The 16,857-nt window shown below is 63.6% G+C and carries 18 protein-coding genes; 3 read left to right on the forward strand and 15 right to left on the reverse strand.

Annotated features, from left to right (window positions below; genetic code table 11):
* Positions 1–589: 589 nt before the first annotated feature.
* Both ispH and PMI40_RS09075 read right to left on the reverse strand, forming a co-directional pair.
* Positions 590–1,558 (reverse strand): 4-hydroxy-3-methylbut-2-enyl diphosphate reductase, encoded by a 969-nt coding sequence (ispH, locus tag PMI40_RS09070; RefSeq protein ID WP_008114363.1) that lies wholly within the window; start codon positions 1,556–1,558, stop codon positions 590–592.
* A 55-nt stretch (positions 1,559–1,613) separates the two neighbouring features.
* A complete protein-coding gene (locus tag PMI40_RS09075) occupies positions 1,614–2,069 on the reverse strand; it encodes a peptidylprolyl isomerase (RefSeq protein ID WP_008114365.1) in 456 nt (151 codons plus the stop codon).
* Positions 2,070–2,256: 187 nt separating this feature from the next.
* Between PMI40_RS09075 and radC the strand changes: the two genes are divergently transcribed.
* The 3 genes from radC (at position 2,257) to rpmG (ending at position 3,501) form a co-directional block, all read left to right on the forward strand.
* Complete coding sequence (gene radC / locus PMI40_RS09080) at positions 2,257–2,931, forward strand: DNA repair protein RadC (protein ID WP_008114368.1); 675 nt, start codon at positions 2,257–2,259, stop codon at positions 2,929–2,931.
* A gap of 141 nt (positions 2,932–3,072) precedes the next feature.
* Positions 3,073–3,309, forward strand: a complete 237-nt coding sequence (gene rpmB, locus PMI40_RS09085; protein WP_008114370.1) for a 50S ribosomal protein L28 — start codon at positions 3,073–3,075, stop codon at positions 3,307–3,309.
* A gap of 24 nt (positions 3,310–3,333) precedes the next feature.
* Positions 3,334–3,501, forward strand: coding sequence for a 50S ribosomal protein L33 (gene rpmG, locus PMI40_RS09090; protein WP_008114372.1), 168 nt, complete (start codon positions 3,334–3,336; stop codon positions 3,499–3,501).
* A 78-nt stretch (positions 3,502–3,579) separates the two neighbouring features.
* Here the strand turns inward: rpmG and PMI40_RS09095 are convergent, their stop codons facing one another.
* The 13 genes from PMI40_RS09095 to lapB all read right to left on the reverse strand — a co-directional run bounded on the left by PMI40_RS09095 (position 3,580) and on the right by lapB (position 16,852).
* Positions 3,580–4,431 (reverse strand): ABC transporter permease, encoded by an 852-nt coding sequence (locus PMI40_RS09095; RefSeq protein ID WP_008114374.1) that lies wholly within the window; start codon positions 4,429–4,431, stop codon positions 3,580–3,582.
* Positions 4,432–4,448: 17 nt separating this feature from the next.
* Positions 4,449–5,258: an ABC transporter ATP-binding protein gene (locus PMI40_RS09100; RefSeq protein WP_008114376.1), complete on the reverse strand. Its 810-nt coding sequence runs from the start codon at positions 5,256–5,258 to the stop codon at positions 4,449–4,451.
* Positions 5,259–5,403: 145 nt separating this feature from the next.
* A complete protein-coding gene (locus tag PMI40_RS09105) occupies positions 5,404–6,441 on the reverse strand; it encodes an ABC transporter substrate-binding protein (RefSeq protein WP_008114378.1) in 1,038 nt (345 codons plus the stop codon).
* A gap of 100 nt (positions 6,442–6,541) precedes the next feature.
* Complete coding sequence (locus PMI40_RS09110; protein ID WP_008114380.1) at positions 6,542–7,783, reverse strand: CaiB/BaiF CoA-transferase family protein; 1,242 nt, start codon at positions 7,781–7,783, stop codon at positions 6,542–6,544.
* Positions 7,784–7,859: 76 nt separating this feature from the next.
* Positions 7,860–8,456 carry a recombination mediator RecR gene (gene recR, locus PMI40_RS09115; protein ID WP_008114382.1) on the reverse strand — a complete coding sequence of 199 codons (597 nt, stop codon included), beginning with the start codon at positions 8,454–8,456 and terminating at the stop codon, positions 7,860–7,862.
* Positions 8,453–8,755 carry a YciI family protein gene (locus PMI40_RS09120; RefSeq protein ID WP_008114384.1) on the reverse strand — a complete coding sequence of 101 codons (303 nt, stop codon included), beginning with the start codon at positions 8,753–8,755 and terminating at the stop codon, positions 8,453–8,455. The genes recR and PMI40_RS09120 overlap by 4 nt, the downstream gene beginning before the upstream one ends.
* A 95-nt stretch (positions 8,756–8,850) precedes the next feature.
* Positions 8,851–9,177 carry a YbaB/EbfC family nucleoid-associated protein gene (locus tag PMI40_RS09125; protein ID WP_040501853.1) on the reverse strand — a complete coding sequence of 109 codons (327 nt, stop codon included), beginning with the start codon at positions 9,175–9,177 and terminating at the stop codon, positions 8,851–8,853.
* A gap of 76 nt (positions 9,178–9,253) precedes the next feature.
* Positions 9,254–11,332 (reverse strand): DNA polymerase III subunit gamma/tau, encoded by a 2,079-nt coding sequence (locus tag PMI40_RS09130; protein WP_008114388.1) that lies wholly within the window; start codon positions 11,330–11,332, stop codon positions 9,254–9,256.
* 148 nt (positions 11,333–11,480) lie between these two features.
* A complete protein-coding gene (locus PMI40_RS09135) occupies positions 11,481–12,452 on the reverse strand; it encodes a sensor domain-containing diguanylate cyclase (protein WP_008114390.1) in 972 nt (323 codons plus the stop codon).
* Between the two features lie 276 nt (positions 12,453–12,728).
* Entirely contained in the window at positions 12,729–13,118 is a 390-nt protein-coding gene (locus PMI40_RS09140; protein ID WP_008114391.1) for a helix-hairpin-helix domain-containing protein, read from the reverse strand.
* A gap of 139 nt (positions 13,119–13,257) precedes the next feature.
* Positions 13,258–14,193 carry a D-glycero-beta-D-manno-heptose-7-phosphate kinase gene (gene rfaE1 / locus PMI40_RS09145; RefSeq protein ID WP_008114394.1) on the reverse strand — a complete coding sequence of 312 codons (936 nt, stop codon included), beginning with the start codon at positions 14,191–14,193 and terminating at the stop codon, positions 13,258–13,260.
* Between the two features lie 4 nt (positions 14,194–14,197).
* Positions 14,198–15,574 carry a UDP-glucose/GDP-mannose dehydrogenase family protein gene (locus tag PMI40_RS09150; RefSeq protein ID WP_008114396.1) on the reverse strand — a complete coding sequence of 459 codons (1,377 nt, stop codon included), beginning with the start codon at positions 15,572–15,574 and terminating at the stop codon, positions 14,198–14,200.
* A gap of 102 nt (positions 15,575–15,676) precedes the next feature.
* Positions 15,677–16,852 (reverse strand): lipopolysaccharide assembly protein LapB, encoded by a 1,176-nt coding sequence (lapB, locus tag PMI40_RS09155; RefSeq protein ID WP_008114397.1) that lies wholly within the window; start codon positions 16,850–16,852, stop codon positions 15,677–15,679.
* Positions 16,853–16,857 lie beyond the last annotated feature (5 nt).

Raw genomic sequence — 16,857 nt, forward strand, 5'->3', positions numbered from 1 at the left:
CGTTGATGATCTGCTGGATGAAAATGTCCATGAATACCTATCTTCAATCTGAGAGTGTGAAAAATGAACGGACCGTCGGCCACTGGCCTGACGCTCCCGAAACCTGCTGATGAGCAAAATCCGTTCCCGCCCGCTGCGATCCCTGCCGCTGGCCTGGCGGGAAAGAGACGGGCCTTCATAAAAAGCACTGGCCGTGCGCTGCCGCACGCCAGCCTGGCGTACTACCGAAATGAAAGCGAATGGAACAAGTCAGCCGAGACCACCTGAGGATGAGTCGGGCGACGGCGCTGGCACAAGGCGAGAAACGATGAACATGACATGCTGGGGTCTCCCTGTCTGCTTCGGACCGCTAGCGGCACACGACCGGCTGGCGACCTGGCTGGTGCATGCCCGCCCGGCGGGGAGCATGTCGAATTCTTGGTGCGGCATTATACGCACAAGCCATCCGCCGTCCACGTCGATTTGATTCTCGCCGCACCGGAAAAATGGCAGCACACATCACCCGCGGTAACTTGCCTCGGAAGCGAGCCGGAAAAGAAAAAAGGCTTGCATGCGCAAGCCTTTTTCACCATCGGCCATACCCCCTGGTTCAGGCGTCCTGCACGGCGGGCACCGGACGCCCCCCGCCCAAGCCCTTGGGCAAGGGGAAGGTGACATTTTCCTCGATGCCTTCGAGCTTGCGCACGCTGCGTGCGCCGATTTCCTTGAGACGATCGATCACGGCCTGCACCAGCACTTCCGGTGCCGATGCGCCGGCGGTGACGCCGATGCGATGCTTCCCCGCCACCCATTGCGGATCGATCAGCGCGGCGCTGTCGACCATGAAGGCCGGCACCCCTTTTTTCTCGGCGACTTCGCGCAAGCGGTTGGAATTGGAACTGTTGGGGCTGCCGACCACGATCACCACATCCACCTGCGGCGCCATGAACTTGACCGCCTCCTGGCGATTGGTGGTGGCGTAGCAGATGTCGCCCTTCTTCGGTTCGACGATGTCCGGAAAGCGGGCGCGCAATGCGCTGATGATATCGGCCGTATCGTCCACCGAAAGCGTGGTCTGCGAGACGTAGGCCAGCAATGCCTCGTCTGCGACCTGCAGCAGCGCCACGTCGCCGACCGTCTCGACCAGGTGCATGCCAGCCTCGGTCTGGCCCATGGTGCCCTCGACCTCCGGATGGCCGGCATGGCCGATCATGATGATCTCGCGTCCTTCGCGCCGCATCTTGGCCACTTCCATATGGACCTTGGTGACCAGCGGGCAAGTGGCGTCGAACACCGTCAGGCCACGCTGCGCGGCCTCTGCCTGGATCGCCTTGGACACGCCGTGGGCCGAGAAGATGACGGTGTTGCCGGCCGGCACATCGGCCAGTTCCTCGATGAAGATGGCCCCCTTGGCGCGCAAGTCGGCCACGACATAGGCGTTGTGCACGATCTCGTGGCGCACATAGATAGGGGCGCCGAACTGCTGCAGGGCGCGCTCGACGATTTCGATGGCACGATCGACGCCGGCGCAAAAGCCGCGCGGCTGGGCCAGCAGGATCTCGGTATCCGCGTTATGCATGGTGATGTCCTAATGTCCGGATGTCAGGTTGCAATATCGACAATATTCTGTCGGATCACAGAATTCCTATGATTTTGACTTCGAATTTCAATGTCTGCCCCGCCAACGGATGATTGAAGTCGAAAATCGCACCGTCCTGGTCGATCGATCGCAGGATGCCGGCGAACCGGCCGCCGCCGGGCGCGGCGAAATCGACCAGGTCGCCTACCTTGTACTGTTCGTCCATTGCCGAGTTCTCCTCGAGCGTGGCGCGCGAGATGCGCTGCACCAGTTCGTCGCTGCGCTCGCCGAAGGCATTGGCCGGGGCCAACTCGAAACTCTGGTGCGCGCCTTCGGGCAGCCCCAGCAGGCAGGCCTCGAGAAACGGCGCCAGCTGGCCCTGGCCGAACTGCAGCGTCGCGGGCTTGTCGTTGAAGGTGCTGACGATGTCTTCGCCATCCTGTGATGCGAGGCGGTAATGCAGGGTCAGGTAGGCGCTGTCTGTGACGACTGGAACGGAAGGGCTGGACATGAAAAAGGACCATCATGAATACACGGTAACCCGCTATTGTAAGCCACGTTTGGACCCGGCGTGCCGCCCCATTGCGAGCCGTCGTGCGCAAGGTGCCGGCCGCGCGGCATGCCCCGGTCGACACGGCACCGCGCACCACGCCCCGTGCCGGTCGGCCCATCCACTTCCCTGACCTCTTCCATCGACCATGTCCATCATCGACTGGCCCCCGAACCAGCGCCCCCGCGAGCGGCTCATCCTGCTGGGCGCAGGCGCCCTGTCCGACGCCGAGCTGCTGGCCATTTTCCTGCGCGTAGGCGTGCCCGGCAAGACTGCCGTGGACATGGCGCGCGAGATATTGCAGCGATTCGGCTCGCTGGAGGCGCTGTTCGGCGCCGCCTTCAAGGAGTTCTCGCAGATGCACGGCCTGGGCCCGGCCAAGTATGCGCAGCTCCAGGCGGTGCTCGAACTGTCGCGCCGCGCCATCGGCGAAGAACTCAGGAGCGGCATCGAGCTCAGCGCCACCGGCCCGGTCAGCGAATACCTGCAGCTTTCCTTTCGCGGCAAGGCCTACGAGTCGTTCGTGGTGTTGTTCCTGGATACGCGCAACCGCCTGATCGCCGTCGATGAATTGTTTCGCGGCACCCTCACTCGCGCCAATGTCTATCCCCGCGAAGTGGTCAAGGCCGCGCTGGCACACAACGCTGCGGGCGTCATCCTGGCGCATAACCATCCCTCCGGCGATCCCGCTCCCAGCGCTGCCGACGTGGCCCTGACGCAGACGCTCAAGGCCGCGCTGGGCCTGGTGGAAGTGCAGGTGCTCGACCACTTCGTGGTGGCTGGCGGCGACTGCTACTCGTTTGCCGAGCACGGCTATCTGTAGCGAACAAACGAGGAGGCTGACAAATTGTTAAATCACAAAATAAATAAAGACACACTTGTTTTTCGCAAGTCATTGAAAAATCAATGTTTTTTATCTATACTCTCGTTTTTCCCAAGTTTGGAAATTTTTAAGGAGTCTCACATGGCACGTGTTTGCCAAGTCACCGGGAAGGGGCCGATGGTCGGCAACAACGTTTCCCATGCCAACAACAAGACCAAGCGTCGTTTTCTGCCGAACCTGCAGAACCGTCGTATTTTCGTCGAATCCGAGAACCGCTGGGTTTCGCTGCGTTTGTCCAACGCCGGCCTGCGCGTGATCGATAAGATCGGCATCGATGCCGTTCTGGTCGACCTGCGCGCTCGCGGCGAAAAAGTCTAATCAGCAGAGTAAAGGAAATCTATCATGGCGAAATCCGGCCGCGACAAAATCAAACTGGAGTCGACCGCAGGTACAGGTCACTTCTACACCACCACCAAGAACAAGCGTACTACGCCCGAGAAGATCACGATCATGAAGTTCGATCCGAAGGCACGTAAGCACGTCGAGTACAAAGAGACCAAGATCAAGTAAGTCGTCGACTGATCTGCTCTGAACAAAAAACCCGCTCAGGCGGGTTTTTTGTTGTCTGGCCGCCACTCCGGGCTTCGATCAGAGCTTCTCGGTCTCGCCACTCTTGGGCTGCCACTTCATCAGGCGCTTCTCGATCACCGCCACGGCCAGGTCGAGCACCAGCGCAAACACCGTCAGCACCACGATACCGGCGAAGACGGTATTGATGTCGAAGCTGCCTTCGGCTTGCAGGATCAGGTAACCCACACCTCGCGCCGAGCCCAGGTACTCGCCCACCACCGCCCCCACGAAGGCCAGGCCAATCGATGTGTGCAGGCTCGAAAAGACCCATGAGGTGGCCGATGGCAGGTACACCGTGCGCAACAGCTGACGGGCATTGGCGCCCAGCATGCGGGCGTTGTTGAGCACCACCGGGCTGACTTCCTTGACGCCTTGATAGACGTTGAAGAAGACGATGAAGAACACCAGCGTCACCGCCAGCGCCACCTTGGACCAGATGCCCAGGCCGAACCACATGGCGAAGATGGGGGCCAGGATCACGCGCGGCATCGAGTTGGCGGCCTTGACGTAGGGGTCGAGAATGGCCGACGCCGTGGGCGACAAGGCCAGCCACAGCCCCACGCCCAGGCCCAGGACGGTACCGATGACGAAGGCGAGCACCGTTTCGGTGAGCGTGATGAGCAGGTGCGAATAGATCTCGGCCGGGAAGTTCAGCGTAAAGAAAGTGGTGTCGCCCAATCCGACTTCCAGCGAGCCGCTGCCCACCGTGAACCAGTCCCAGATACGCTGTGCGACCTTGACCGGTTCGCCGAAGAAGAACGCGGTCTGCGGGTTGCGCGTGGCCAGGTGCCACACGGCCAGCACCACCAGCAAGACCAGCACTTGCCACATCCGGATATTCTTGTGATTCGGTTTGAAGTATTTCAGCATGACGATTCCCGTTCCTGTTACGCGACGCGCTTTTGTTGTTGATATCCCTTGAGCACTTCGTCACGCAGGACGTCCCAGATTTGCTTGTGCAGCTCCACGAAGCGCGGATGCATGCGGATCTCGGCCACATCGCGCGGACGCGGCAGGTCGATCCTGAATTCACCGATGGGATGGGTGCCGGGGCCGGCCGCCAGCACGATCACGCGGTCGGACATGGCAATGGCCTCGTCCAGGTCGTGGGTAATGAACAGCACCGCCTTCTTCTTGGCACTCCACAGGTCCAGCACCTCGTTTTCCATCAGTTGCCGGGTCTGGATGTCGAGCGCCGAGAACGGCTCGTCCATCAGGATGATGTCGGGATCGAGTATCAGGGTCTGTGCCAGCGCCACGCGCTTGCGCATGCCGCCCGACAGCTGGTGCGGATAGCGGTCGCCAAATCCCTGCAACCCGACCCGGGCCAGCCATTGCTCGCCCAGCGGCACCGCGTCCGATGGCGGGCAACCGCGGTACTGCAGGCCCGCGATCACATTGTCGAGCGCGCTGCGCCAGGGCATCAGCGCCTCGGCCTGGAACATGTAGCCGGCACGCCGGTTGATGCCGGTCAATGGTTCGCCGAACACCTGGACGCTACCCGAGGATGGCTGCAGCAGGCCGCCGCCGACGTTGAGCAGGGTCGATTTTCCGCAGCCTGTCGGGCCCACTACCGAGACGAATTCGCCCGGGGCAATGGCCAGCGTGGTATTGGCCACCGCCGTATAGCGCTGGGAACGGTCATCCTTCGATACGAAGGTGCAGGTGATATCGTCGAACAGAAGTGCGGGGGTCATGAGTGTTGCTCTTGCGTTAGTGAAACCGGAAACGGTGGATATCGATACGCGCGGCGAATAGGCAAATGCCCGTCGCCGGGCATCGTGGCGTTGCAGGTCGCAATGCCGGGCCAACCAGGCGCGGGCCTGGCTGGCCCGGCGCAATTTACTTGTACTTGGCGTTGGCCTTCTGGACAAACGAATTGGTGAATGTCTTGGACAGGTCCACCTGTTTGTCGGCCAGCGACGGCTCGAAGGCCTTGAGGGTACGCAATGCGGTATCGGGACCGCCCGGTGGGAAGTAGCCATCGGGCGAAATCGCCTGGCGCACCTTGGTGAAGGCATCGATGTACAGCGCGCGGTCGCCCAGCAGGTAGCTCTCGGGAACGGCCTTGATGATGTCTGACGGGCCGGCCTTCTGGATCCATTTCAGTGCACGCACCATGGCGTTGGTCAGCGCCTGGGTGGTGTTGGGATACTTTTGCACGAACGCCGCCGACGCATACAGCGTGGCCGCCGGCATCGGGCCGCCGAAGACGTCGTTGGTGTCCTTCAGGGTGCGGGTGTCGGCGATGGTCTTGATCTCGTTGTTCTGTTCCAGCATCGAGATCACCGGATCGAGATTGGCGATGGCATCGATCTGGCCCGAACGGATCGCCGAGATGGCACCGGCCGCGGCGCCCACGCCGATGAAGGACACGTCGGTCGGTTTCAGGCCGGCCTTGGCCAGCACGTAGCTGGCCATGATGCTGGTGGACGACCCCGGCGCGGTCACGCCGATCTTCTTGCCCTTGAGATCGGCCACGGTCTTGTAGTTGGGCATGGTCTTGTTGTTGGCGGCCAGGACGATCTGTGGCGCACGCCCCTGCAGCACGAAGGCCACGATGGGCTGGTTCTTGACCTGCATGTTGATGGTGTGCTCGTAGGCGCCCGAGACCACATCGGCGCTGCCCCCCACCAGCGCCTGCAAGGCCTTGGCGCCGCCGGCGAAGTCGGAAATCTCGACCTGCAGGCCTTCATCCTTGAAATAGCCGAGCTGCTCGGCAATCGTCAGGGGCAGGTAGTAGAACAGGTTCTTGCCGCCCACGGCGATGGACACCTTGGGCTTCTCCAGGGCCTGCGCGGAGGCATTGGTGTTGAACGAAAGATAACCGGCCAGGAACAGGCCTGCGGCGATTGCCAATTGCTTCCAGCTGAATTTCATTATGTCTCCTCCAGATATCGTGGATGGGTTGGTTTTTTTCTACTGCATCATCGGCGTCGGCGGCGATTGCCAGGCATCGCCGCCCATGGTGCGCCTGTTATCAGACCGCGCCTTGCTCGCGCAGCCCTTTAATTTGGGCATCATCATACCCCAGCGACCGCAGGATTTCATCGCTGTGCGCGCCCAGTGCCGGGCCCAGCCATCGGGTCTGGCCCGGGGTATGCGACATCTTCGGGGTAATGGCCGGCAGCTTGACCGGCGTGCCGTCGGCAAAGCGATGCTGTTCGAACATGCCGCGCGCCAGAAACTGCGGGTCGCTCATCATGTCGCGCACCGAATAGATCTTGCCCACCGGCACGTCGGCCGCCTGCAAGGTCGCCAGCGCCGCGTCGATATCCTGGCCGTGGCACCATTGCTGGATGGCGGCGTCGATCTCGGCCGTGCGCGGCACCCGGCCATCGTTGCGCGCCAGGCCCGGGTCGTCGGCCATGTCGGCGCGACCGATGGCCTGCATCAGGCGCTTGAAGATGGCGTCGCCATTGCCGGCGATCACGATGTTCTGGCCGTCGCCGGTGGTATAGGTATTGGACGGGACGATGCCAGGCAAGGCACCGCCGGTGCGCTCGCGCACCACGCCGGCGTGGTCGAATTCGGGCACCAGGGATTCCATCAGGTTGAAGACCGACTCGTAGAGGGCCACGTCGACCATCTGCCCCTGCCCGGCTACGCATTGCGGGCCGGACTTGCCGTTCCAGCGGCCACCGGTGACATCGCGATGGCGCAGCGCCATCATGGCGCCGATCACGCCATGCAGCGCCGCCACCGAGTCGCCGATGGAAATACCCACCCGCACCGGCGGCCGGTCGGCATGGCCGGACACGTAGCGCAGCCCGCCCATCGACTCGCCAATGGCGCCAAACCCCGGCAGGTCACGCAGCGGACCGCTCTGGCCGTAGCCGGATAGCCGCACCATGATCACCGCAGGGTTGACCTGCTTGAGGTCTTCATAGCCGAGGTTCCATTTCTCGAGCACCCCGGGACGGTAGTTCTCGATGATGATATCGGCCTCCAGCGCCAGCTTGCGGGCAATCTCGCGGGCCTCCGGATGTTTCATGTTGAGCGTGATGCTCTTCTTGTTGCGGGCCTGGACGCTCCACCACAACGAGGTGCCATCCTTGAGCACCCGCCATTGGCGCAGCGGGTCGCCGCTGCCGGGAGCTTCGATCTTGATCACGTCGGCCCCGAACTCGCCCAGCATGCGCGAGCAGAACGGACCAGCGATCAGCGTGCCGAGTTCGAGTACCTTGATGCCGGCCAGCGCGCCGGGTGTGAGTTGCTGCATGGACGTGTCTCCTGCCGTTGGCTGTGTTCAACCTTTTTATTGGCGCCCTGCGGGGCTGCCTGGGGATGTTGCCGCTTCAGGTCACCCTGCGGTCGAGCATGGCGCGGGCGATGGTGCCGGCGTCCACGTATTCGAGTTCGCCACCGACCGGCACGCCGCGCGCCAGCCGGGTGGCCTTCAACCCGCGCGCCTTGAGGGTCTCGCCGATGTAGTGCGCGGTGGCTTCGCCTTCATTGGTGAAATTGGTTGCCAGCACCACTTCGGCCACCTTGCCATCGGTGGCGCGGGTGATCAGTTTCTCGAGATGGATGTCACGCGGGCCGATGCCGTCGAGCGGCGACAGCCGCCCCATCAGCACGAAATACAACCCCTTGTAGGTCAAGGTCTGCTCGATCATGATCTGGTCGGCCGGCGACTCGACCACGCACAGCAGCGTATGGTCGCGCTGCTCGTCCTGGCAGGTCTCGCACACCACCTGTTCGGTGAAGGTATTGCACAGCGCGCAGTGACGAATCGTGTCGAGCGCATTGGCCAGCGACTTGCTCAGCGCGGCGGCCGCTTCGCGGTCGTGCTGCAGCAGATGGTAAGCCATGCGCTGCGCGGTCTTGGGGCCGATGCCGGGAAGACGGCGCAGGGCATCGGTAAGCAGGGTAAGGCTGGAAGGGGTTTTCAATTGCGGTCAACTGAATAGCGGAAGGCTTCGAGCGCCTCCGCCGTCATCGAGGGGACAAATTCGGTTATCTCGTACTCGGCCACGCCGGCGATGTAGAACGGATCGAGCTCGATGATCGCCTCCATCTCGGCACGGTCGCTGCAGTCGGCCAGGATGATGCCGCCGGTGCGCGGCACCTTGCGCCCCGACATCAGGAACACGCCTTCCGCATAGCGCTGGTTCAGGAATTTCTTGTGCGCAGTCAGCAGCGAGTCGATTTCGCTCGCCGGCTTGATGTACGTGATCGAGATGACGAACATGTTGCCTCCACAATGCACTGCTGCAATCCGACAGGGGTACGCGACACGGCCATGCTGCGCCTGCAGGCCCGTTCGGTGAACGGGCCGATGCGCGATCAGAACGGCATCTTGAAACCTGGTGGCATCGGCATGCCCGCCGTGACACCGGCCATTTTTTCCTGGCTGGTGGCCTCGGCCTTGCGCACGGCGTCGTTGAAGGCGGCGGCCACCAGGTCTTCCAGCATGTCCTTGTCATCGGCCAGCAACGACGGATCGATCGAGACGCGCTTGACGTCGTTCTTGCAGGACATGACCACCTTGACCAGGCCGGCGCCGGACTGGCCCTCGACCTCGATCAGCGCGAGCTGGTCCTGCATCTTCTTCATGTTGTCCTGCATGGCCTGGGCCTGTTTCATCAGACCAGCGAGTTGGCCTTTCATCATCGCATTGCTCCTTGTTTCAATTCGTGAATTCTATCTTGTTTGCGGGCAGCGCCGGCAAATCGACATGGTGTCGACTCTACAGCGGGTGGATCGACCCCGGCACGATGGTGGCGCCGAACTCGCGCATCATCGACAGCACGAATGGATCGTTGTTCATCGACTGCTCGGCCTTCTGCTGGCGTTGCGCACGGGCCGCCTCGGCCACCGCGTTGGCTGTATCGGCTACGCGCCCGATCTCGGTCTCGATACGCACCTCGCGCTCGAAGCGTTCGGACAAGGCCGCCATCAGCTTTTCAGCCGCGCCCGAGGCCAGCAGCGTTTCGAGCGGAATACGCAGGTGGAAGCAGACGTTGCCGCCAGCCAGCGCTTCGCAGCGCACCAGCTCGCTCTGGAAGGCCATCTGGTGTACCACGCCACGCAGCGGCAGGCTGGCCGCCAGGCCCGGCCAATCGCCGTCCCAGCCGAGCTCGGCGGCGATGCGCGCCGTTTCCTGCTGCTGGGCGGCGCTGGCAGCCGGCCGCTGCGGCGCGGCGAGCACCGCCGGTGCTACCGGGCTGGCGGACTCAGTTTTTTTTTGAGCCTCGGGCGCGCCCGACCTGACATCCTGTTCCCACGGAGGTGGAACATCATCGAAAGGCGGCTCGCTGGCGGGCTCGGCGACCACCACCGCAGCCACCGGGGCCGGAGCCTGGACCGGCGCCGGGGTCGGGGCTACGGGCGCGGCAGCGGCAGGCCTGGGCGTGGACGGCGCGCGCACGCCCTTTCCGGTATTGGCGCGTAACGCCATCATCGCGGCTTCGCGCGCGGAAACGGGGGCCGCCGGTGCGCCGGCTGCCGGGGCACTCGCGGTCGAGGCATCCGACGCCGGATTGGCCGCCGCGGCAACCGTGGCAGCGGCTGCGACCACGGGAGCCGGCGGCGGCGAGACGGCCGGCCGACTCACCGGCGCACTGGTCACCGCTACCTGGGGTGCGGCCGCCAGCGGGGCCGCCTGGCGCGTGGGCGCCGGACGCGGCGTGCTCGCGCCGCCAGCAGGCGCAGCACCGCCACTGGCGCTGACCGGACGAAACGCCAGCATGCGCAGCAGCGTCATGCTGAAGCCGGCGTACTCGTCGGGCGCCAGCCCCAGCTCGTTGCGACCATGCACCACGATCTGGTAGAACAACTGCACATGCTCGGGACTGAACTGCGCAGCCAGGCGCACGATGTCGGCGCGATCGGGCAAGTCCTCGGCCAGTGCCGCCGGCACGCTCTGGGCCAGCGCCACCTGGTGCAACAAGGTGCCCAGGTCCTGCAGCGCGGCATTGTAGGAAAGGCTGCGCGCGGCCATGTCGTCGGCCACGGCCATCAGGCCGGATCCGTCCTGCGCGGCCAGCGCGTCGAGGATGCGCACCAGGTAGGACTGGTCGAGTGCGCCCAGCATGCCTTGCACGGCTTCCAGCGAGACCCGCCCGGCGGCATAGGCGATGGCCTGGTCGGTCAGCGACAGCGCGTCGCGCATCGAACCGGAGGCACCTTGCGCCAGCAGCCGCAAGGCTTGCGGGTCGAACTCGATACCCTCCTGCTGCAGGATGTTGTCGAGGTGGCCGATGATATGGCCAGGCGGCATCTGTTTCAGGTTGAACTGCAGGCAACGCGACAGCACCGTGACCGGGATCTTCTGCGGGTCGGTGGTCGCCAGGATGAACTTGACGTGCTCGGGCGGTTCTTCGAGCGTCTTCAACATCGCGTTGAAGGCATGATTGGTGAGCATGTGCACTTCATCGATCATGTAGACCTTGAAGCGCGCATTGGACGGGGCGTAGATTGCCTGCTCCAGCAATTGCGCCATTTCGTCGACGCCGCGATTGGAGGCGGCGTCCATTTCGATGTAGTCGACGAAGCGCCCGGCATCGATGGCCACGCAGGCTTCGCATACGCCACAGGGGGCGGCGGTGATGGTGCCGCTGCCATCGGCGCCGATGCAGTTGAGCGACTTGGCCAGGATGCGCGAGAGCGTGGTCTTGCCCACGCCGCGGGTGCCGGTAAACAAGTAGGCGTGGTGCAACCTCTGCTGCTCGAGCGCATGCGTCAACGCGCGTACGACATGCTCCTGGCCGACCAGGCTGTCGAAACTGCGGGGACGATATTTACGGGCGAGGACTTGATAGGACATGTGTGTTGGCTGCAGTCGGCTTTTTGGCTCAGGTGGGCATTTTATTCTATTTCGCCCCCGCCATCGCAGTCCAAGCGGCCCGGCTCGACGCCAACGCCCCCAGCCCCGCCTTTTCATGTCGTTTCGGCATCGCCCCTGGCGACGGCGCCTAGACCTTTTCGCCGCGACGCTTTTTCTTGCGGTCGTACATCAGGGCATCTGCGCCCTGCATCAGGTCACCGATGTGAGCATGCCGCGCCGGATCGAACTCCAGCACGCCGACACTGTAGTGCAGGTCGTATTCGCGCTGTCCGTGCTGGTTGAACTGCTGCACCGCGCGCTCGAAGGATTGCAACACGGGTTCCACATCGGCCAGCGCCGTATTGGTCAGGAACACGCCGAACTCGTCACCGCCGAGGCGACCGATGACATCCGACTCGCGCAGGTTGCCCGCCAGCAGCGAGGCGAAATTGGTCAGCGCCTTGTCACCCTCGGCATGACCGAAGCGATCGTTGATCGACTTGAATTGGTCGAGATCGAAATACAGCACGCTGGCCGGGCGCCCGAGCCGCTTGCACAGGCCCAGCGCATGCCCGGCCAGCGATTCGAAACCACGCCGGTTGGACAGGTCGGTCAATTCGTCGATGGTGGCCAGGCGCACCGTGGTGAGCTCCTGCTCGACCATCGCCCCCAGGTCCTTGAGCAGGGCGCGGTCGTCGGCGTCGAAGTCGCGGGTCTTCATGTCGACCAGGCACAAGGTGCCCAGGTTGTAGCCGTTCTCGCTCTGGATCGGGCAACCGGCGTAGAAACGGATGTAGGGTTCGCCGGTGACCTGTGGATTGCCGCTGAAGCGGTCGTCCTGCGTGGCGTCGTTGACCACGGTCAGGTTGTCCGACAGGATGGCGTGCGAGCAGAACGAGATATCGCGCGGGGTCTCGCTGGCGTCGAGCCCGACGCAGGACTTGAACCACTGGCGATTGACGTCGATCAATGTCACCACCGCGATGGGGACATCGAACAGCCGCCGCGCCAGGCGGGTGAGCCGGTCGAAACGCTCTTCCGGCGCGGTATCGAGGATGTGCAACGAATGCAGCGCCTCGATGCGAGCACTCTCGTTGACAGGAATATCGGCGATCTTCATGGCCCGTCCCTACCTGCAGTGGTGTGAATGAATGATGCGCCTGGTCCGCGCCCCCACCCGACTTCGGGTATCGCGCACGGCCTGGACAGATGCCCCCAACCGACATGCGCGCCCCACTTTAACCGCAATTTTTTTGAGAAACAAGTCGCCAGTTTCTTGAAAGAAATTCATCTCACGATGCGGCGCACGGGTTTCCGGAGCGACCGGGTCGACGATGGCGCCACCCAAAGCGAAGAACCCCGCCAAGGCGGGGTTCTTCGCGCGATCAATGCGCAACTACTTGCGGTTACGTTCTGCCGTGGCCGGTGCCGTCTCGCCGCTGGCTACCTTGGTCTCGGCGGGCGCCGTCCTGGCTCCGGGACGTCCCGATTTGCCGGGCCTGTCGGACCTGCCGCCGAGCGCCTGGCCGTTGACGGTCAGGCCGTTGCCGGAGAGCTTCTCGGCGCTCTTCTGCTTGATGCCCTTGACGCGCTGCTGCAAGTCGCCCCAGTCCTTGAAACTGCCGCCGCGGTCACGCTCGGTGAGGATGCGCTTGGACATCGCCGGCCCGATGCCCCGTACGCCATCCAGGGCGGCCTGGTCGGCCTTGTTGACGTCCACATCCGCCCGTACCGGCGCGACCATGATCCATAGCGACACGATGACCAGCAATAATTTCTTCAACATGGTGATTTCCTTTCACGATTGAGAAACACAAAAGGCAAGCCCCGAAACGGAACCTGCCTTTGCTCAACGACGTCGGGAAATACATGTTGACAGAAATGCAACTAGATACGCGCCGCCAGGCGCGTGAGTTTGTCGCCTCTCAGCCCTCAAGCAACTCCTCGCGCGTGACGGTCGCGGTACCCAGCTTGCCAACCACGATGCCACCGGCGCGGTTGGCCATGGCCACCGCATCGACCAGCGAAGCACCGGCGCCCAGCATCACGGCCAGCGTGGCGATGACGGTGTCGCCGGCACCGGAGACATCGAACACTTCGCGCGCCATGGTCGGGAAATGCTGCACATCGCCATCCCGATACAGGCTCATGCCCTCTTCGGAACGGGTCAGCAACAGCGCTTCGAGACCGAGCTCGGCGCGCAATTTCTGGGCCCGCGCGGTAAGGTCATCCTCGCTCTTCCACTGGCCGACGATGCGTACCATCTCGGACTTGTTGGGCGTGAGGATGGACGCGCCCGCGTAGCGGCTGAAGTCGTCCCCCTTGGGATCGACCAGGATCCGCTTGCCCAACTGGCGGGCCGCGGCGATCATCTGGGCCACATTGACCAGGCTGCCCTTGGCATAGTCCGAGAATACGATCACGTCGTGCGCGCCCACCAGCGAATTGAACTGGGTCAGCTTGTCGCGCAATACGGTGTCGGTCGGCGCTTCTTCGAAATCGATGCGCACCAGTTGCTGCTGGCGGCCGATGACCCGCAGCTTGACGATGGTCGAGATGCTGGCGTCGCGCGCCAGGTGGCTGCTGATGCCCATCTCGCCCAGCAGGGTATCGATCACGCGCGCCGGCTCGTCGTCGCCGGTCACCCCCAGCAAGGCGGTGCCGGCGCCCAGGCTGGCGGTATTGCGCGCCACGTTGGCGGCGCCACCCAGGCGCTCTTCGCGCTTCTCGACCCGCACGATCGGCACCGGGGCCTCGGGCGAGATGCGATTGACTTCACCGAACCAGTAACGATCGAGCATGACGTCGCCGACGATCAGGATACGGGCACGATTCCAGTTGGATGCGAGCTGGTTTTGCATGATGTCACCCTTGCGCCAGAAGTGAGCGGCCGATGCCGTAGTACTCGATGCCGCTGTCGGCCATCAGTTGCGGTTCGAACAGGTTGCGACCATCGAAGATCACCGGCGCCTTCAGGGCCGCCTTGACGGTCTCGAAGTCGGGGCTGCGGAAGGCCTTCCACTCGGTGACGATGGTCAATGCATCGGCCCCCTGCAGCGCATCCATGGGCGACGCCGCAAAACGGATCTTCTCGAACAGGCCCGGTTGGTCGGCCAGGTCCAGCGCCAGCACGCGTGCGGCTTCCTTCATCGCCACCGGGTCGTAGACGGCCACGCTGGCGCCACGACGCAGCAGTTCACCCACCAGTACGCGCGCCGACGCCTCGCGCATGTCGTCGGTATTGGGCTTGAAGGCCAGCCCCCATACCGCAAAATGCCTGCCCGCCAGGTCTTCGCCAAAGCGCTTGACCACCTTGCGACCCAGCACATGCTTCTGCCGGTCGTTGACCTGCTCGACCGCGCGCAGGATCAACAGGTCCTGGTCGTAGTCGCGCGCGGTGCGCTCCAGCGCCTGCACGTCCTTGGGGAAGCACGATCCGCCGTAGCCGCATCCGGCATACAGGAAGCTGTGGCCGATACGCGGATCCGAACCGATGCCGTGGCGCACGGCCTCGATATCGGCCCCCACCTTGTCGGCCAGGTTGGCCAATTCGTTCATGAAGGAAATACGCGTGGCCAGCATGGCGTTGGCGGCATACTTGGTGAACTCGGCCGAACGCACGTCCATCCAGAAGGTGCGCTCGTGGTTGCGGTTGAACGGCGCATAGAGCTTCTTCATCAGCGTGTAGGCGCGCTGTCCCTGGGCGGTCTGGTCATGGCCGATGACGATCCGGTCGGGGCGCATGAAGTCTTCCACGGCCGCGCCTTCCTTGAGGAACTCGGGGTTCGAGACCACCGAGAACTGGCCATCGTCGAGACCGCGCGAGGCCAGTTCGCCGGCGATGGCGGCCTTGACGCGATCGGCGGTGCCCACCGGCACGGTGGACTTGTCGACCACGACCTTGAAGCCGTTCATATGGCGTCCGATGTTGCGCGCCGCCGCCAGCACGTATTGCAGGTCGGCCGAGCCGTCTTCATCGGGCGGCGTGCCCACCGCAATGAACTGGATATCGCCGTGGGCCACGCTGGCGGCCACATCGGTCGAAAATTGCAGGCGGCCGCTGGCGCGGTTACGCGCCACCACGTCTTCCAGGCCGGGTTCGTGGATGGGAATGCCGCCATTGTTGAGAATGTCGACCTTGGACTGGTCCACGTCGAGGCAGAACACGTCATTGCCCAGTTCGGCCAGGCAGGCGCCTGTCACGAGGCCGACATAGCCGGTGCCGATGATGGTGATTTTCATGATTGATCCCGAGGGTTTCCGACCTGCCGCCAGCAGCAGGCCGATTGATTGATGAAGCGAATGTCAGGCAACGGGGTCGCTGCCGCGCCGGCGGCACGACCGTCAAATCATGACATTGAGTTCTTCGGTGCGACGCGGCGGGTAGGTCTCCCAGCGGCTGCAACCGGGACATTGCCAATAGAACTGGCGCGCCTTGAAGCCGCAATGGCTGCATTGGTAGCGCGCCAGTTTCTGCGTATAACCATGCACCAGTGTCTTGACCACCGAGAGCTCCGGACGCACATTGAGCGGCGCGGTCATCATGCGTGCTTCCAGGAACTTGTCCAGCGCCAGCAGCGTGGGCGTGCGACGCAGTTCTTCGCTCACCAGCGCGTTGGCGGCCTCGACCCCGTCGGCGTCGAGTACGGCCTTGAAGACCACTTCGAGCAAGTCGATCGAGGGCGCCTCGGCCAGGTAGGAACGCAGCAGGTTGATGCCTTCCTGGGTGCGACCCACGGCCAGGTAGCCGTCCATGAGCCGCTGGGCCACCAGCGCCGTATGCGGCACGCTCTGGTGCTCCACCCGGCGCCAGGTCTCGAGGGCGCCTTCGACATCGCCCTTGGCGCGCAAGGCGTCGCCCATCAGCATGGTGGCGCGCACGCTCTTGCGGTCGGCCGCCAAGGCGCGGTCGAGCAAGGCGATGGCGGCGTCGGTATTGGTGCGCACCAGCTCGTCGGCGGCCAGTTCACAGTGGAACTGGGCGATCTCTCGCTGGCGACCACCGGCACCGGTCGATTGCAGGATCTCGGCGGCCGAGATGGCGCGGGTCCATTCCTTCTCGCGCTGGTAGATCTCCAGCAGGGCGCGCCCGGCCTGGGCACTGTATTGCGTATCGATGAGCTTGTTGAAGGTTTCTTCGGCGCGGTCCAGAAGCCCCGCTTTCAGGTAATCCTGGCCGAGCTCGTAGAGGGCGTGGCCATGGTGCTCGGCCGGCAGGTCGGGGCGTGCCAGCAGGTTCTGGTGCACCCGGATGGCGCGCTCGGTCTCGCCACGGCGGCGAAACAGGTTACCCAGTGCGAAGTGCAGGTCGACCGTTTCGGGGTCCAGCTTGACGATCTCGATGAAGGCATCGATGGCCTTGTCGGGCTGTTCGTTGAGCAGGAAATTCAAGCCCTTGAAATAGCCCCGCGGCAGGGTGCGCGACTCGGACAACAACTGGTTGATATCAACCCGCGCGGCAATCCAGCCCAGCCCGAAGAAGACCGGAATGCCGAGCAACCACCAGAATTCAAATTCCATACAAG

This window comes from Herbaspirillum sp. YR522 (genome assembly GCF_000282575.1).
Lineage (GTDB): Bacteria > Pseudomonadota > Gammaproteobacteria > Burkholderiales > Burkholderiaceae_D > Herbaspirillum.

Coding starts and splice junctions, on each gene's coding strand:
- ispH (WP_008114363.1), bottom strand. CDS start 1,558: ATGCATAACGCGGATACCGAGATCCTGCTGGCCCAGCCGCGCGGCTTT.
- PMI40_RS09075 (WP_008114365.1), bottom strand. CDS start 2,069: ATGTCCAGCCCTTCCGTTCCAGTCGTCACAGACAGCGCCTACCTGACC.
- radC (WP_008114368.1), top strand. CDS start 2,257: ATGTCCATCATCGACTGGCCCCCGAACCAGCGCCCCCGCGAGCGGCTC.
- rpmB (WP_008114370.1), top strand. CDS start 3,073: ATGGCACGTGTTTGCCAAGTCACCGGGAAGGGGCCGATGGTCGGCAAC.
- rpmG (WP_008114372.1), top strand. CDS start 3,334: ATGGCGAAATCCGGCCGCGACAAAATCAAACTGGAGTCGACCGCAGGT.
- PMI40_RS09095 (WP_008114374.1), bottom strand. CDS start 4,431: ATGCTGAAATACTTCAAACCGAATCACAAGAATATCCGGATGTGGCAA.
- PMI40_RS09100 (WP_008114376.1), bottom strand. CDS start 5,258: ATGACCCCCGCACTTCTGTTCGACGATATCACCTGCACCTTCGTATCG.
- PMI40_RS09105 (WP_008114378.1), bottom strand. CDS start 6,441: ATGAAATTCAGCTGGAAGCAATTGGCAATCGCCGCAGGCCTGTTCCTG.
- PMI40_RS09110 (WP_008114380.1), bottom strand. CDS start 7,783: ATGCAGCAACTCACACCCGGCGCGCTGGCCGGCATCAAGGTACTCGAA.
- PMI40_RS09120 (WP_008114384.1), bottom strand. CDS start 8,755: ATGTTCGTCATCTCGATCACGTACATCAAGCCGGCGAGCGAAATCGAC.
- PMI40_RS09125 (WP_040501853.1), bottom strand. CDS start 9,177: ATGATGAAAGGCCAACTCGCTGGTCTGATGAAACAGGCCCAGGCCATG.
- PMI40_RS09130 (WP_008114388.1), bottom strand. CDS start 11,332: ATGTCCTATCAAGTCCTCGCCCGTAAATATCGTCCCCGCAGTTTCGAC.
- PMI40_RS09135 (WP_008114390.1), bottom strand. CDS start 12,452: ATGAAGATCGCCGATATTCCTGTCAACGAGAGTGCTCGCATCGAGGCG.
- PMI40_RS09140 (WP_008114391.1), bottom strand. CDS start 13,118: ATGTTGAAGAAATTATTGCTGGTCATCGTGTCGCTATGGATCATGGTC.
- rfaE1 (WP_008114394.1), bottom strand. CDS start 14,193: ATGCAAAACCAGCTCGCATCCAACTGGAATCGTGCCCGTATCCTGATC.
- PMI40_RS09150 (WP_008114396.1), bottom strand. CDS start 15,574: ATGAAAATCACCATCATCGGCACCGGCTATGTCGGCCTCGTGACAGGC.
- lapB (WP_008114397.1), bottom strand. CDS start 16,852: ATGGAATTTGAATTCTGGTGGTTGCTCGGCATTCCGGTCTTCTTCGGG.